The organism is Streptomyces sp. NPDC050161 (genome assembly GCF_044460025.1).
Lineage (GTDB): Bacteria > Actinomycetota > Actinomycetes > Streptomycetales > Streptomycetaceae > Streptomyces.
Window position 1 is genome coordinate 34,961 of the sequence record NZ_JBITJM010000003.1, and the last position, 14,435, is coordinate 49,395.

Below are 14,435 nucleotides of genomic sequence, written 5' to 3' on the forward strand. Positions count from 1 at the left end.
CCCTTGCGTACGAAGTGACTTGAGCCGGTGGGGCGGGCTACCGGGCCGCCGGGATTTCGAGCATCACGGAACGGGTCAGACTGCGCGGGCTGTCTGGGTTCAGGCCGCGGGCACGGGCCCGCTCCAGGGCCACCCGCTGCACCAGCACCAGGTCGGCCAGCGGATCGCGGTCGTGGCGTACGAAGTGCGCCCCGGTCCTGGCCACATCCGCCTCCAGACCCTCGGGAGCCTCGCCGAACAGCCAGGTCACGCGGCCGGGGGCGGCTATCGCGATCGGGCCGTGGCGGTATTCCATCGCCGGGTAGGACTCCGTCCAACTCTGCGAGGCTTCCCGCATCTTGAGGGCCGCCTCGTTGGCCAGCCCGAAGGTCCAGCCTGTACCGAGGAACGAGAACTGTTCGGCGTCGACCCACTCCGGTGCGATCGGCGCGGCGAGGGCTTCGCGTGCGTCGTGCACCGCGGTGGAGACGTCCTCGCCGAGGTGTGCGCGCAGCAGCGTCAGCGCGGTGGTCGCGAAGCGGGTCTGGACCACGGAGCGCTCGTCCGCGAACGGCAGTGCCACCGTCGCGTCGGAGAGGTCCGTCGCCGGCGTCCCGGGATCGCCGATGATCGTCACCGTCGGGATGCGGCCCTTCACGGCTTCCAGGATGCGCAGCACCTCGGTCGTGGTGCCGGACCGGGTGATCGCCACCACCGCGTCGTATCCGCGCGCGCTGCCGAGGAATGCCTCCGAGGCGGCGAAGGGATCGGTCACGCCCGCGCCGGCACTCTCGCGCAGTGCCGCGTACGACTGCGCCATGAACCACGACGTGCCACATCCGACCACGGCTACCCGCTGTCCGGGCTCGGGCAGGGGGCCGCCCGCGGCTCCGATCCGTGCGGCTTCCTGCCAGGTCTCCGGCTGGCTGCGCAGCTCCTGCTCCATGTATGAGGTCTCGCTCATGGCCACCCTCTCGTGAATGCGGTCGTGGTGCGCAAAACTGCATTTTCATGTTCTGTTGCAAGCAACTGTACGCATGAACTCGGATTGCTTCCATAGCTCGTACGGGTGGTTGCAGCAGAGGGGGGGGGGGCTGTTCGGTTCGCTCGACTGGCTCTCCGGAGGCGGCGGATGAGCGGAATGCCGCGGTAGCCTGTGACTGTTGACACTTGCGCGAAACGCCGCCAATACTCGCATGATCAGTCATGAGCAGGCCGCCCCGCCGCACAAAGGACTCATCATGTCCACTGCAACGCTCTCCGAGACGCCCCCGCCACCACCCGCCAACGCGCGCCGAACCGGCCGTCTCTTCGCGCTCACGGGCGCCGTCGTCGGCGTCATCTACGGCTACGACTCCGGCAGCATCTCCGGTGCCCTGGTGTTCCTCAGCGAGGACTTCCATCTCACCGCTGCCGAAAAGGGCCTGGTCAACAGCATCCTGGTGTTCGGCAGCATCATCGGCGCGCTGATCGGCGGCAAGCTCGCCGACGCCCTGGGCCGGAAGGCCGCGATGCTGATCGTCGCGGGCTCCTACGCCATGTTCGTCGCGCTGTCCGCCGTCGCGCCGAACGTCATCGTGCTCGACGCCGTCCGCCTGCTGCTCGGGGTCGCCATCGGCATCTCGATCGTCGCCGCGCCGCTCTACATAGCCGAGTCGACACCCGCCCGCATACGGGGTGCGTCCGTGGCCGCGTACCAGGTCGCCACGGTCGCAGGGATCGCCATCACGTACTTCGTCAACTGGGGCCTGTCCGGCGGCGGCCACTGGCGCTGGATGCTCGGCATCGCCGCGCTCCCCGCCGCGCTGGTGATGATTCCGCTTTGGCGGCTGCCCGATACGCCCCGGTGGTATGTGCTCAAGGGCGATACGGAGCGCGCGATCGAGGTCATGGCGACGACCGATCCGGATGTCGACCCGCGCGCGGAAGTGGCGGCGGTGCGCGCCGCGCTCGCGGAGGAGAGCGGCGGATCGGCGGGCTCACTGTTGCGCAAGCCGTACGTCCGCGCCACGCTCTTCGTCATCGGACTGGGCTTCTTCTGTCAGATCACCGGCATCAACGCGGTGACCTACTACAGCCCGCAGATCTTCGAGGAGATGGGCTTCACCGGCAACGGCCTGAACTTCCTGCTCCCCTCGTTCGTGCAGCTCGCGTCGCTGGCCGCGACCGTGCTCGCCATTCTCATCATCGACCGTATAGGCCGCCGGGTGGTGCTGCTGTCCGGCATCGGCACGATGGTCGTCATGCTGGCCGTGCTCGCCACCGTCTTCGGTACGGGTGGCCTGCACGGCGACATGATCTGGGTGGGCTTCGGCGCGATCCTGCTGTTCACCGCCGCCTTCAACTTCGGCTTCGGGTCGCTGATCTGGGTCTACGCGAGCGAGGCGTTCCCCGCGCAACTGCGCTCCACGGGAGCTTCGGCGATGCTCAGCGCCGACCTTGTCGCCAACCTGCTGATCGCGCAGTTCTTCCCGTCCGTGCTGGCCTGGGCGGGAGCCGGCTTGACGTTCGCGGGTCTCGGCGTCCTGGCGCTGGGCGCGCTGGTCTTCGCGTCGGTCACCGCCCCGGAGACCAAGGGCCGGCAGCTGGAAGAGATCCAGGGGTACTGGAGCAACGGCGGTCGCTGGCCCACGCCGGCCCCTGGAGACGGCTCTCCGGAGACGGCCGTCCCGGAGAAGGCAGCAGCAGAAAAGGCAGCAGCGGAGAAGGCGGCACCGGAGACAGCTGCCCCGGAGGTGGCTCCGTGACGAGGCGCGGGGACGGCGCGGCTGCGGCGGGCGCGGATACCGGCCTGCCGCGACCGCCCCTCCAGGAGGAGCGGTCGGTCGCGGGCCTCCCAAGGGGCACTTCAGGAAGAACGCTGCTCCCGGAAGCGCTCCAGTTCCGGCGCCGTGGTCGTCGCCTGGAACTCGACGATGCGGTAGTCGCAGACGCCGGCGAGGGAGAACGGGTCCTCGGCCACGAGCCGTTCGACCTCCGGGCGGTCCATACCGACGGCGAGGATGACGCCACCGTCGCGCGGTACCTTGCGGCCGGCGGCGATGAAGCGCCCGGTGGCGTACTGCTCTTTCAACCACTCCACATGGTCGGCCAGCGCCGCTTCGACGCGTTCGAGGGGCGCGGTATAGGTCAGCTCAAGTACGAACATGAAGGAAATATAGAGGAGCCCCCAGACGCGGCTGCCGCGGCCTCCTGTGGTGAAGGCGCAGGCCGGAGGCGGTGCGCAGCAGGGTGTGGCGGTGGCAGCGCCGTTCGTCCGCCACCCGTCCGCCACCCGTTCGCCGAGCCGGAGTCGCCGCGGCGGCGCGCTAAAGGAATGCGGACAGGTCCGGGCGCCGCCGCCCGTGCCGCGTTACCTTCTCGTACGCGTGACCGGCCTGGAGGAGGGCCAGATCCGCCCGGGGAGCGGCGATGATCTGCAGGCCCACGGGAAGGCCGCCGGGTGTGAAACCCGCTGGGACGGACAGCGCGGGCACGCCGAGTACGGAGATGACGTAAGCGGACCGCATCCAGTCCAGATACGTCTGCGTGGGACGGCCGGCGACCGCCTCCGGGTACTCCGACGCGGCGTCGAACGGGACGACTTGGCTGACCGGCGCGAGCAGCAGGTCGTAGCGGGAGAAGAAGTCGAGGGTGTCCAGGTGGAGCCGGCTGCGGGTCGCGGTGGCGGTGTTGAGATCGTCCGTCGTCAGCCGGCGCCCCTCCTCGATGTTCCAGGCCAGGCTCGGCTTGAGGGACGCGCGATCGGTGTCGAGCAGGGCACCGAAGGCCAGGTCGAAGGCGTGCGCCCGCAAGGTCCTGAACGTCTCGTCGGCGCCGGTGAGGTCGGGGCAGGCGGTGTCCACGTGGCAGCCCAGTTCCGTGAAGACCGCCAACTGGGGCTCCAGGACGGCGAGTACCTCCGGGTCGGCGGGTGCCGTCCCGCCGAGGTCGGGGGCCCAGGCGACGCGCATTCCGCGCAGATCGCGGTCGAGGGGAACCCGGAACGCCTCGCCGGACGTTTCGAGACTGAGCGGGGAAAGCCGGTCGGGGCCGGCCATCACGGACAGCAGCAGCGCCGTGTCGGCCACGGTCCGCGCCATCGGCCCGGCCACCGCCAGGGTGTCCCACAGGTCGCCGGAGGGGTGGGAAGGCACCCGGCCCGGTGTCGGCCGCAGCCCGACGACGTTGCAGAAGGAGGCAGGATTGCGCAGAGAACCGCCCATGTCGCTTCCGTCGGCGAGCGGTTGCAGCCCGGCGGCCAGTGCGGCGGCTGCACCGCCGCTGCTGCCACCGGCCGAGCGGGTGGTGTCGTACGGATTGCGGGTGGTCCCGAACACCGGGTTGAAGGTGTGGGAGCCGGCGGCGAATTCCGGGATGTTGGTCTTGCCGATACGGATGGCCCCGGCCTCCTGCACCCGGCTGACGAGGAGTTCGTCCTGTTCGGGCACGTACTCGGCGTAGAGGGGCGACCCGAAGGTGGTGCGCATGCCGCGGGTGAGGTGGGTGTCCTTGAACGCGATCGGCAAGCCGTGCAGCGGCGGCACGTCCGCACCCCGGGCGAGCCGCTGGTCCGCGCGGGCCGCATCGGCCATGGCGCCCTCGGGATCGAGGGTGACGACGGCGTTGACGGCCGGATTGACGCGCGCGATGCGGTCCAGGTGATCCTGGACCACCTCCCGGGCTGACACCTCCCGGCGACGCAGCCTGGCCGCGAGGTCGGTGGCGTCGAGCGTGTGCAGAGCGTCGGTCATGACGGCCTCGTGTCGGCAGGGTGCGCGGTCGGGCAGGTCCCTCATCCTGTGCTCTCCTGACGGAACCGGTCAATGAGCAGCAGGGCGCGGTGAATTCACGCGCGTCACGGGCCGGAATCCCCTGCGCCTCCGCCACCACACCGGGCGGCCCGGCCGACGCGATAGCGTGGTGCCACCATGCACACTCCCGGAACGCTCTCCTGCGACGACGAACTGCGGAACTGGCCGTCCGGCGAAGCCGAGGCCCGCGCCACCCAGGACCGGCTGCGGCGCCACGTGCGCCTCGAAGAGCCCGGCCCGCAGGTGGACTTCGACGGCACCGTCGTGGGTGTCGATGTCGCCTACGACGACGCACGCGATGTCGTCGCCGCCGCGGCCGTCGCGCTGGACGCCCGCAGCCTCACCGTCGTCGACGAGGCCACCGCGGTCGGCCGGGTCAGCTTCCCCTACGTCCCCGGGCTGCTCGCCTTCCGTGAGATCCCCACGGTGATCGAAGCCCTGGCCCGCCTCGCCCGCACGCCGGACCTCGTGATCTGCGACGGGTACGGACGGGCGCACCCGCGTCGCTTCGGACTCGCCAGCCACCTCGGCGTCCTGACCGGACTGCCCGCCATCGGCGTCGCCAAGAACCCCTTCACCTTCCGCTACGACGCCCCGGCGCCGGAGCGGGGCGCGACCGCTCCGCTCCTGGACGGCCCCGAGGGCGCCGCCGAAGAGGTGGGGCGGGCGCTGCGCACCCAGGAGGGTGTCAAGCCGGTCTTCGTGTCCGTGGGGCACCGCGTCGGACTCGACCGGGCCTGTGCGCACACCCTCCGCCTGGCGCCCAAGTACCGCCTCCCGGAGACGACTCGGGCCGCCGACGCACTGTGCAGGCGGGCGCTGGCCGACGTCTGAACGCCGCGGCCACCGGCAGCCGTCCCGCAGCAGAGGGCGGCTCCCGGAGGCAGGGCGGATCAGCCCTGTACGACCCGGAAGGTGATTCCCGCCTCCTGGAGCCGCGTCGTCAGAGCGTCTCCCATGGCGACCGCAGGCGTCACCTGGCCCGCGGTCCTGGGCAGTTCGTCGAAGGCGAGGCTGAGGGCCGACTCGGCCAGCATCTTGGCCGTCTCGCCGTAACCGGGATCGCCGCCTGCCACCTCGGTGAGCAGCCGCCGCCCGCCCCCTCGGGCCACGAAGCGGACGGTGAACCAGCTCTTCGCCCGCCGCTCGGGGCCCGGCCCATCGCCCGGCTCCAGGCGCCCCGACAGCCACCGTCGCGCGGACGGGAACTGGGCCAGCGCGGCCAGCGCACCGGCGCCCAGCGCGCCCCCCACCGCGACCGGCAGCCGGCGCACCCCGGCGTAGTGGCGGTAGCGGAAGTCGGGTCCGTAGCGCTCCAGGGCGGCGGCGGAACGGCCGATCACCTGGGGGTCGAGGGTCGGCAGCGGCACGCCCCACGGGTGCGTCGGGCCGCTCCTGAGAGGCGGGCCCGGAGCCGCCCGTACGGTACGGCCCTCCGGGAGCGGCGGTTCCTTCAGCCGGCGTTCGCGGGCCGCCCGCGCCATGTCGCGCGGGCGGGACATGGCGGTCAGCGTCGAAGCCAAGGTGCCGCCGGAGAACATCGCCCGCGCCCGCACGAAGCCGTCGATGCGCAACGGGACGCCCTCCGGGAGGTGCCGCACGGTGAAGAGCACGCCGAGGTCGTGCGGTACCGAGTCGAAGCCGCAGGAATGCACGAGGCGGGCGCCCGAGGCGCGGGCCGCCGCGTCGTGCCGCAGGTACATCCGGTCGATGAACTCCGGCTCACCGCTCAGGTCGAGGTAGTCGGTACCGGCCTCGGCGCAGGCGGCGACCAGGGGTTCGCCGTACGCCAGGTACGGGCCGACGGTGGTGGCCAGCACCCGGGTGTCTGCGGCCAGCGCGCGCAGCGATTCCGGATCCGCGGTGTCGGCCCGCAGCAGTGGCAGCCGCGCGCAGTCCGGGTCGATGGCGGCCAGGCGGGCACGCAGCCGCTCCAGTTTCGCCGTGTCGCGCCCGGCCAGCGCCCACCGGCAGTTCTTGGGGGCGTGCGCGGCCAGATATTCAGCGGTGAGCGTGCCCGCGAACCCGGTCGCGCCGAAAAGGACGAGGTCGTGGGCCCGCCCCGGAGTGTCCTGCCGTCGCATCGCGTGTCCTTTCGCCTGGGGTTCCGGACCCTAGGCAGTCACCGGGCAAAGATCAAAGCGCCTTCCCGCAGGCGCGGTTGGTGTGTGGTGACACCCTTCCGGCGCGGTGGGGTGCTGCCCCGCCGTACCGATGTCCGACGGGTCGTGCCCTGTGGCGCGTCGTGCGAAGCCCCCTCCCCGGTGGCGCCGCTCGGGCCGCGTCATTCCGTGCTGTCGCCCTGCCGCCCCAGTGCCACTCCCCGCACACCGTCGAGTTCGGCGAGCGCCTCCACCAGGGAGTGCGCCGATGCGGTGCCCTCCAGGCGCAGCAGCACCTCGGCCGACACCCGTTCCTCCTCCGCGCCGGTCTCCACCTGGACGTCGGTCACCCGGAACCCGCTGCTCGTGCACAGCTCCAGCATCCGTCCCAGCAGCCCCCGTTGGGAGCGGTAGGCCAGGCGCAGCTCGACGGTCTCCGGCTGGCGGGTGGTGCCGATGCGTTCCGACACCTTCGAGAAGCCGCGGACGATGAGGAAGTGCACGGCCGTCGCGCCGGCGGCGAGCAGCGGCAGGCCACCGCCGCACGCCATGCCGATCGCGCAGGTCAGCCAGATCGTGGCGGCCGTCGTCAGCCCGCGCACCGCGTCCTTCTTGACGAAGATCAGCCCGCCGCCGATGAAGCCGATGCCGGAGACGACCTGCGCGGCGACGCGGGACGGGTCCAGCGCCACGCCGTCCGTCCCCAGCAGCGCCCCGAAACCGTGGATCGACACCTCCATGAACAGCGCGCTGCCCACGCCGACGAGCGTGTGGGTACGCAGCCCGGCACTCTTCTGCCGCGCCTCCCGTTCCAGCCCGATCAGCGACGACAGCAGCAGCGCTATCGCCAGCTCGGCGAACTGGCGCGGCCCCTGACCGTTGTGGATGTTGAAGAAGTCGGCGGCGAGATACGGCTGTGACATGCAGGCATTGTCCCTCCACCGGCAAGGAATCCCCGCTCCGCAGGCCGTTGTCAGTGGTCGCCGTTAGCGTGGTGGTCGATGGAACGCGGCATGCGCGAAGGCGCCGCGGGACGACGGCATTCCGGTGCCGCCGACCGGTACCGACGGGGGAGTGTGACATGGAGGTTCGCATGGCGAAGGCGGCGGACGCGGTGGAGGTGCGGGAGCGGATCCGCGGGTATGCGCTGCGCCTTCCCGGCGCGGCGGAGGAGTTCCCGTGGGGCGAGAGCGTCGTCAAGGTCAACAAAAAGGTCTTCGTCTTCCTCGGGGCGGAGGATGACGGCCGCCCGCCGAGAGTCACCCTCAAGCTCAAGGACCCGGAGGCGCACGCCCATGCGCTCACCGCTCCCGGTGCCGAGCCGGCCGGCTACGGCCTGGGCAACGCCGGCTGGGTGACGGTGCCGCTGACGGAACGGGGCGCGCCACCCGCCGAGTTGCTCTGCGACTGGGTGGAGGAGTCCTACCGCGTCATAGCCCCGAAGCGGCTCATCGCCGAGCTGGACGGGGGATAGCGGCGCACGGTCGGCAGTGCGCAGAGGCCCGTGGCGGCGATGGCAGTTGAGCATCGTCACCACGGGCCTTTTCCGTGGCGGGTCTTGACTCAGGGGGCTTGTGGAAAGTGGAACACGTTCTTAACATCGCGAGTGTTACATCAGAAGTGTCACAGTGCGGCGCAGGAGCGAGGGGCGTGATGGCGGAATCAGGCAACGGCCCGCTCAGCGGGGTGCGCGTGGTGGAACTGGCAGGCATCGGCCCCTGCCCCTTCGCGGCCATGACCCTGGCCGACCTCGGCGCCGACGTCGTCCGGGTCGACCGGCCCGGAGGCGCGGGGCTCGGCATCGACCCCGCGTACGACCTCACCAACCGCAACAAACGCTCGGTCGTCATCGACCTGAAGAGCCCCGACGGAGCGGCCCGGGTGCTGGAACTGGCCGAGCGCGCCGACGTACTGATCGAGGGCTACCGCCCCGGCGTCGCCGAACGCCTCGGCGTCGGCCCGGACGACTGCCTGGCCCGCAACCCGCAGCTCGTCTACGGCCGGATGACCGGCTGGGGACAACAGGGCCCGCTCGCCGACACCGCGGGGCACGACATCGGCTACATCGCCATCACCGGCGCCCTCGGCATGACCGGCGTACCCGACGCCCCTCCCGTCGCCCCCGCCAACCTCCTCGGTGACTACGCGGGCGGCTCCCTCTACCTCGTCATCGGCATCCTCGCCGCGCTCCAGCACGCCAGGAACGGCACCGGCCGCGGCCAGGTCGTGGACGCCGCGATCGTCGACGGCACCGCCCACCTCTCCTCGATGATCCACGGCATGCTCGCGGCCGGCGGCTGGCAGGACCGGCGCGGCGCCAATCTGCTCGACGGCGGCGCGCCGTTCTACGGCACGTACGAGACGGCGGACGGCGCCCACATGGCGGTCGGCGCCCTGGAGCCGCGGTTCTACGCCGAGTTCATCCGTCTGCTGGGCATCGAGGACCAGGCACCCGACCGCAACGACCTCGCCGCCTGGGCCGAGTTGCGCAGCGCCATCGCCGCCCGCTTCAAGACCCGCACGCGCGCGGAATGGACCGCGGTCTTCGAGGGGACCGACGCCTGCGTGGCGCCCGTACTGTCCCTGCGGGAGGCACCGGCCCACCCCCATCTCGCCGCCCGCGGCACCTTCATCGACCACGGCGGCCTCACCCAGCCCGCGCCCGCTCCGCGTTTCTCCCGCACCCCGGGCGCGGTGCGCAGACCGCCCGCGCAGCCCGGCGTCGACACCGCGGACGTCGCCCGCGACTGGCAGGCCCCCGGCCTCCTCGCGGACGGTGACCCGGCCACGCCGCCCGCGGCACCGGGCCGTAACGGGCAGCAGGACGCGGACAGTTGAGGGAAGCGCCCGCCACCGTCAAGAACTGGCTCTGAGGAGGGCCCGGACAGATGAAGCGTCAGATCTTCACCGAGGACCACGAAGCCTTCCGCGGGACGGTACGAACCTTCCTCGCCAAGGAGGTGACCCCGCACTACGAACAGTGGGAGCAGGACGGCATCGTCAGCCGGGACGCCTGGCGGGCGGCGGGCAGGCAGGGGCTGCTCGGCCTGGCCGTCCCCGAGGAGTACGGAGGCGGCGGGAACGCCGACTTCCGCTACAGCGCCGTGCTGGCCGAGGAGTTCACCCGGGCCGGCGCGGCCGGACTCGCGGTCGGGCTGCACAACGACATCATCGGCCCGTACCTCACCTCACTGGGCACCGAAGAGCAGAAGCGGCGCTGGCTGCCCGGCTTCTGCAGCGGTGACCTCATCACCGCCATCGCGATGACCGAACCGGGCGCCGGTTCCGACCTCCAGGGCATCCGCACCGCAGCCGAGGACCGCGGCGACCACTGGCTGCTGAACGGCTCCAAGACCTTCATCTCGAACGGCATCCTCGCCGACCTCGTCATCGTGGTGGCGAAGACCACCCCCGAAGGCGGGGCGCACGGCCTGAGCCTGCTGGTCGTCGAGCGCGGCATGGAGGGCTTCGAGCGTGGCCGCAACCTCGACAAGATCGGCCAGAAGGCACAGGACACCGCCGAACTCTTCTTCCGCGACGTCCGGGTGCCCAAGGAAAACCTGCTCGGCGAGCTGAACGGCGCCTTCGTCCACCTGATGACCCACCTCGCGCAGGAACGGATGGGCATCGCCGTCGCCGGGATCGCGGGTGCCGAACACCTCCTGGAGATCACCCGCCAGTACGTCAAGGAGCGCGAGGCGTTCGGGAGGCCGCTGGCCAAGCTCCAGCACATCCGCTTCGAGATAGCCGAGATGGCCACCGAGTGCGCCGTCACCCGCGCCTTCCTCGACCGCTGCATCGCCGACCACTCCGCGGGCGAACTCGACGCGGTGCATGCCTCGATGGCCAAGTGGTGGGCCACCGAACTCCAGAAGCGCGTCGCCGACCGCTGCCTCCAACTCCACGGCGGCTACGGCTACATGACCGAATACCGCGTGGCCAAAGCCTTCACCGACGGCCGCATCCAGACGATCTACGGCGGGACCACCGAGATCATGAAGGAGATCATCGGCCGGTCCCTGCTCGGCTGACCCGGGACCGTTGGGTCCGCACCCGCCGCGACCGCTCCACCCTCATGCGAAAGGCTGCCTGACTTGAGTACCGAAGCGTACGTATACGACGCGATCCGCACCCCGCGTGGCCGCGGCAAGGCCCATGGCGCACTGCACGGCACCAAGCCCGTCGATCTCGTCGTCGGTCTCATCCACGAACTCCGCAGCCGCTTCCCCGGCCTGGACCCGGCGGCCATCGACGACATCGTGCTCGGCGTGGTCAGCCCGGTCGGCGACCAGGGTTCGGACATCGCCAAGGTCGCCGCCATCGCCGCGGGACTGCCCGACACGGTGGCCGGCGTCCAGGAGAACCGCTTCTGTGCCTCCGGCCTGGAAGCCGTCAACCTCGCCGCCGCCAAGGTGCGTTCCGGCTGGGAGGACCTGATCCTGGCCGGCGGCGTCGAGTCGATGTCGCGCGTCCCCATGGCATCCGACGGCGGCGCCTGGGCGATGGACCCGATGACCAACTTCGCCACCAACTTCGTCCCGCAGGGCATCGGCGCCGACCTCATCGCCACCATCGAGGGCTTCTCCCGGCACGACGTCGACTCGTTCGCCGCCCTGTCCCAGGAACGCGCCGTCGAGGCATGGAAGAACAACCGCTTCGAGCGTTCCGTCGTCCCGGTACGCGACCGCAACGGCCTGGTCGTCCTCGACCGCGACGAGCACATCCGCCCCGGCACCACCGCCGAATCGCTGGCCGGCCTCAAGCCGTCCTTCGCGATGATCGGCGAGGCGGGCGGCTTCGACGCGGTGGCGCTCCAGAAGTACCACTGGGTCGAGAAGATCGACCACGTCCATCACGCGGGCAACTCCTCCGGAATCGTGGACGGTTCCGCCCTGGTCGCCATCGGCAACGCCGAGGTCGGCGAGCGCTACGGCCTGGCGCCGCGGGCCAGGATCGCCGCGGCTGCCGTCTCCGGATCCGACCCGACGATCATGCTGACCGGGCCCGCGCCCGCGGCCCGCAAGGCCCTCGCCAAGGCCGGACTGACCATCGACGACATCGACCTGGTCGAGATCAACGAAGCCTTCGCCGCCGTCGTGCTGCGCTTCGCCAAGGACATGGGGCTCTCCCTCGACAAGATCAACGTCAACGGCGGCGCCATCGCCATGGGCCACCCGCTCGGCGCCACCGGCGCGATGATCATCGGCACCCTCATCGACGAACTGGAACGCCAGGACAAGCGCTACGGCCTGGCCACCCTCTGCGTCGGCGGCGGCATGGGCATCGCCACCGTCATCGAGCGCCTCTGACCGCCGTCCCACCCCTTACGGAGAAGCCACAGTGAGCGAGACCTCTGCGATGTCGACCATCCGCTGGGAGCAGGACGAGACCGGCGTGGTCACCCTGGTCCTGGACGACCCCGGCCAGTCCGCCAACACCATGAACGACGCCTTCAAAGCCTCCCTCACCGCGGTCGCCGACCGCCTGGAGGCCGAGCAGGACAGCGTCCGCGGCGTCATCTTCACCTCCGCCAAGAAGACCTTCTTCGCCGGCGGCGACCTGCGGGACCTGATCGCCATCACCCCGGAGCGGGCCCAGCACGCATTCGACGCCAGCAACGGCATCAAGCGCGACCTGCGCCGTATCGAAACCCTCGGCAAGCCCGTCGTCGCCGCCATCAACGGCGCGGCCCTGGGTGGCGGTTACGAAATCGCGCTGGCCAGTCACCACCGCATCGCCCTGGACACCCCCGGCACCAAGATCGGCCTGCCCGAGGTCACCCTGGGCCTGCTGCCCGCGGGCGGCGGTGTCACCCGTACGGTCCGGCTGCTCGGCATCGCCGACGCCCTGCTGAAGGTCCTCCTCCAGGGCACCCAGTACAACGCCACCCGCGCCCGGGACAACGGCCTGATCCACGAAGTCGCCTCCTCCCCCGAAGAGTTGCTGGCCAAGGCCCGCACCTTCATCGACGAGCATCCCGAGTCCCAGCAGCCCTGGGACGTCAAGGGCTACCGCATCCCCGGCGGCACCCCGGCCCAGCCGAAGTTCGCCGCCAACCTCCCGGCGTTCCCTGCCAACCTCAAGAAGCAGGTCAACGGCGCGCCCTACCCGGCGCCTCGCAACATCCTCGCCGCGGCCGTCGAGGGCTCCCAGGTCGACTTCGAGACCGCCCAGACCATCGAGGCCCGCTACTTCGTCGAGCTGGTCACCGGCCAGACCTCGAAGAACATGATCCAGGCGTTCTTCTTCGACCTCCAGGCCGTCAACTCCGGCGCCAACCGCCCGCAGGGCATCGCACCCCGCACGGTTCAGAAGGTCGCGGTGCTCGGCGCCGGCATGATGGGCGCGGGCATCGCCTACTCCTGCGCCAAGGCCGGGATGCAGGTCGTGCTCAAGGACATCTCGCCACAGGCCGCGGCCAAGGGCAAGGCGTACGCGGAGGGGCTCCTGGCCAAGGCGCTCGCCCGCGGCCGTACGACCGAGCAGAAGCGGGACGAGCTGCTGGCGCGCATCACCCCCACCGCCGACCCGCAGGACCTCGCCGGCTGTGACGCGGTCATCGAAGCGGTCTTCGAGGACGTCGCGCTCAAGCACAAGGTCTTCCAGGAGATCGAGCACATCGTCGCTCCCGACGCGCTGCTCTGCTCCAACACCTCGACGCTGCCCATCTCGGGACTGGCCGAAGGGGTCGAGCGCGACGGCGACTTCATCGGGCTGCACTTCTTCTCGCCGGTCGACAAGATGCCCCTGGTGGAGATCATCAAGGGCGGGAGGACCGGCGACGAGGCGCTGGCCCGCGCCTTCGACCTGGTCCGCCAGATCCGCAAGACCCCGATCGTCGTCAACGACTCGCGCGGCTTCTTCACCTCCCGCGTCATCGGCCACTTCATCAACGAGGGTGTGGCGATGGTCGGTGAGGGCCTCGACCCGGCCTCCATCGAGCAGGCCGCGGCCCAGGCCGGCTACCCGGCGAAGGTCCTGTCGCTGATGGACGAGCTGACCCTGACCCTGCCGCGCAAGATCCGCAAGGAGACCCAGCGGGCGGTCGAGGAGGCCGGCGGCAGCTGGCAGCCGCATCCGTCCGACGCGGTCATCGACCGGATGGTCGACGAGTTCGGCCGTCCCGGACGCAGCGGCGGCGGCGGTTTCTACGAGTACGGCGAGGACGGCAAGCGGGACGGCCTGTGGCCGGGGCTGCGCGAGCACTTCACCAAGAAGGACGCCGCCGTTCCGTTCGTCGACATGCAGGAACGGATGCTGTTCTCCGAGGCGTTGGACACCGTCCGCTGCTTCGAGGAGGGCGTGCTGACCTCGGTCGCCGACGCCAACATCGGCTCCATCTTCGGCATCGGCTTCCCGGGCTGGACGGGCGGCGTGATCCAGTACATCAACGGCTACGAAGGCGGTCTGCCCGGGTTCGTGGCCCGTGCCAGGGAGCTGGAGGCGGCCTACGGCGAGCGGTTCGCGCCGCCCGCGCTGCTGGTCGAGAAGGCCGGGAAGGGCGAGAAGTTCAGCGACGGCTGACGGACGGCGGGGGCGGCCCAGTCGCGGCGGTCCGCCC

The 14,435-nt window shown here is 70.9% G+C and carries 12 protein-coding genes; 7 read left to right on the plus strand and 5 right to left on the minus strand.

Annotated features, from left to right (window positions below):
- Nucleotides 1-37: 37 nt before the first annotated feature.
- The gene (locus ACIBK8_RS05900; RefSeq protein WP_399040335.1) at nt 38-943 is read right to left on the minus strand and encodes an SIS domain-containing protein; all 906 of its coding nucleotides are present in this window, start codon (nt 941-943) and stop codon (nt 38-40) included.
- Nucleotides 944-1,220: 277 nt separating this feature from the next.
- On the opposite strand from ACIBK8_RS05900, the gene ACIBK8_RS05905 reads away from it, so the two are divergent.
- On the plus strand, nt 1,221-2,726 hold the full coding sequence (locus ACIBK8_RS05905; RefSeq protein WP_399040336.1) for a sugar porter family MFS transporter: 1,506 nt from the start codon (nt 1,221-1,223) through the stop codon (nt 2,724-2,726).
- A gap of 101 nt (nt 2,727-2,827) precedes the next feature.
- Here the strand turns inward: ACIBK8_RS05905 and ACIBK8_RS05910 are convergent, their stop codons facing one another.
- Together ACIBK8_RS05910 and ACIBK8_RS05915 are read right to left on the minus strand one after the other, a co-directional pair.
- Nucleotides 2,828-3,127 (minus strand): YciI family protein, encoded by a 300-nt coding sequence (locus ACIBK8_RS05910; RefSeq protein ID WP_399040337.1) that lies wholly within the window; start codon nt 3,125-3,127, stop codon nt 2,828-2,830.
- A gap of 160 nt (nt 3,128-3,287) precedes the next feature.
- Complete coding sequence (locus tag ACIBK8_RS05915; protein ID WP_399040338.1) at nt 3,288-4,712, minus strand: amidase; 1,425 nt, start codon at nt 4,710-4,712, stop codon at nt 3,288-3,290.
- A 177-nt stretch (nt 4,713-4,889) separates the two neighbouring features.
- Here ACIBK8_RS05915 and ACIBK8_RS05920 point away from each other — a divergent pair, with 177 nt between their 5' ends.
- Entirely contained in the window at nt 4,890-5,606 is a 717-nt protein-coding gene (locus ACIBK8_RS05920; protein WP_399040340.1) for an endonuclease V, read from the plus strand.
- A gap of 59 nt (nt 5,607-5,665) precedes the next feature.
- Here ACIBK8_RS05920 and ACIBK8_RS05925 read toward each other — a convergent pair whose 3' ends face one another.
- Both ACIBK8_RS05925 and ACIBK8_RS05930 read right to left on the minus strand, forming a co-directional pair.
- Nucleotides 5,666-6,856, minus strand: a complete 1,191-nt coding sequence (locus ACIBK8_RS05925; protein WP_399040341.1) for a saccharopine dehydrogenase family protein — start codon at nt 6,854-6,856, stop codon at nt 5,666-5,668.
- Between the two features lie 200 nt (nt 6,857-7,056).
- The gene (locus tag ACIBK8_RS05930; RefSeq protein WP_399040343.1) at nt 7,057-7,797 is read right to left on the minus strand and encodes an MgtC/SapB family protein; all 741 of its coding nucleotides are present in this window, start codon (nt 7,795-7,797) and stop codon (nt 7,057-7,059) included.
- A gap of 158 nt (nt 7,798-7,955) precedes the next feature.
- Here ACIBK8_RS05930 and ACIBK8_RS05935 point away from each other — a divergent pair, with 158 nt between their 5' ends.
- The 5 genes from ACIBK8_RS05935 (at nt 7,956) to ACIBK8_RS05955 (ending at nt 14,398) form a co-directional block, all read left to right on the plus strand.
- Entirely contained in the window at nt 7,956-8,348 is a 393-nt protein-coding gene (locus ACIBK8_RS05935) for an MmcQ/YjbR family DNA-binding protein (RefSeq protein WP_399040344.1), read from the plus strand.
- Between the two features lie 179 nt (nt 8,349-8,527).
- Complete coding sequence (locus tag ACIBK8_RS05940) at nt 8,528-9,712, plus strand: CaiB/BaiF CoA transferase family protein (RefSeq protein ID WP_399040345.1); 1,185 nt, start codon at nt 8,528-8,530, stop codon at nt 9,710-9,712.
- A gap of 50 nt (nt 9,713-9,762) precedes the next feature.
- Nucleotides 9,763-10,905, plus strand: coding sequence for an acyl-CoA dehydrogenase family protein (locus tag ACIBK8_RS05945; protein WP_399040346.1), 1,143 nt, complete (start codon nt 9,763-9,765; stop codon nt 10,903-10,905).
- Nucleotides 10,906-10,968: 63 nt separating this feature from the next.
- Nucleotides 10,969-12,183 (plus strand): acetyl-CoA C-acetyltransferase, encoded by a 1,215-nt coding sequence (locus ACIBK8_RS05950; protein WP_399040347.1) that lies wholly within the window; start codon nt 10,969-10,971, stop codon nt 12,181-12,183.
- A 49-nt stretch (nt 12,184-12,232) separates the two neighbouring features.
- Nucleotides 12,233-14,398, plus strand: a complete 2,166-nt coding sequence (locus ACIBK8_RS05955; protein WP_399040743.1) for a 3-hydroxyacyl-CoA dehydrogenase NAD-binding domain-containing protein — start codon at nt 12,233-12,235, stop codon at nt 14,396-14,398.
- The last annotated feature ends 37 nt before the right edge of the window (nt 14,399-14,435 follow it).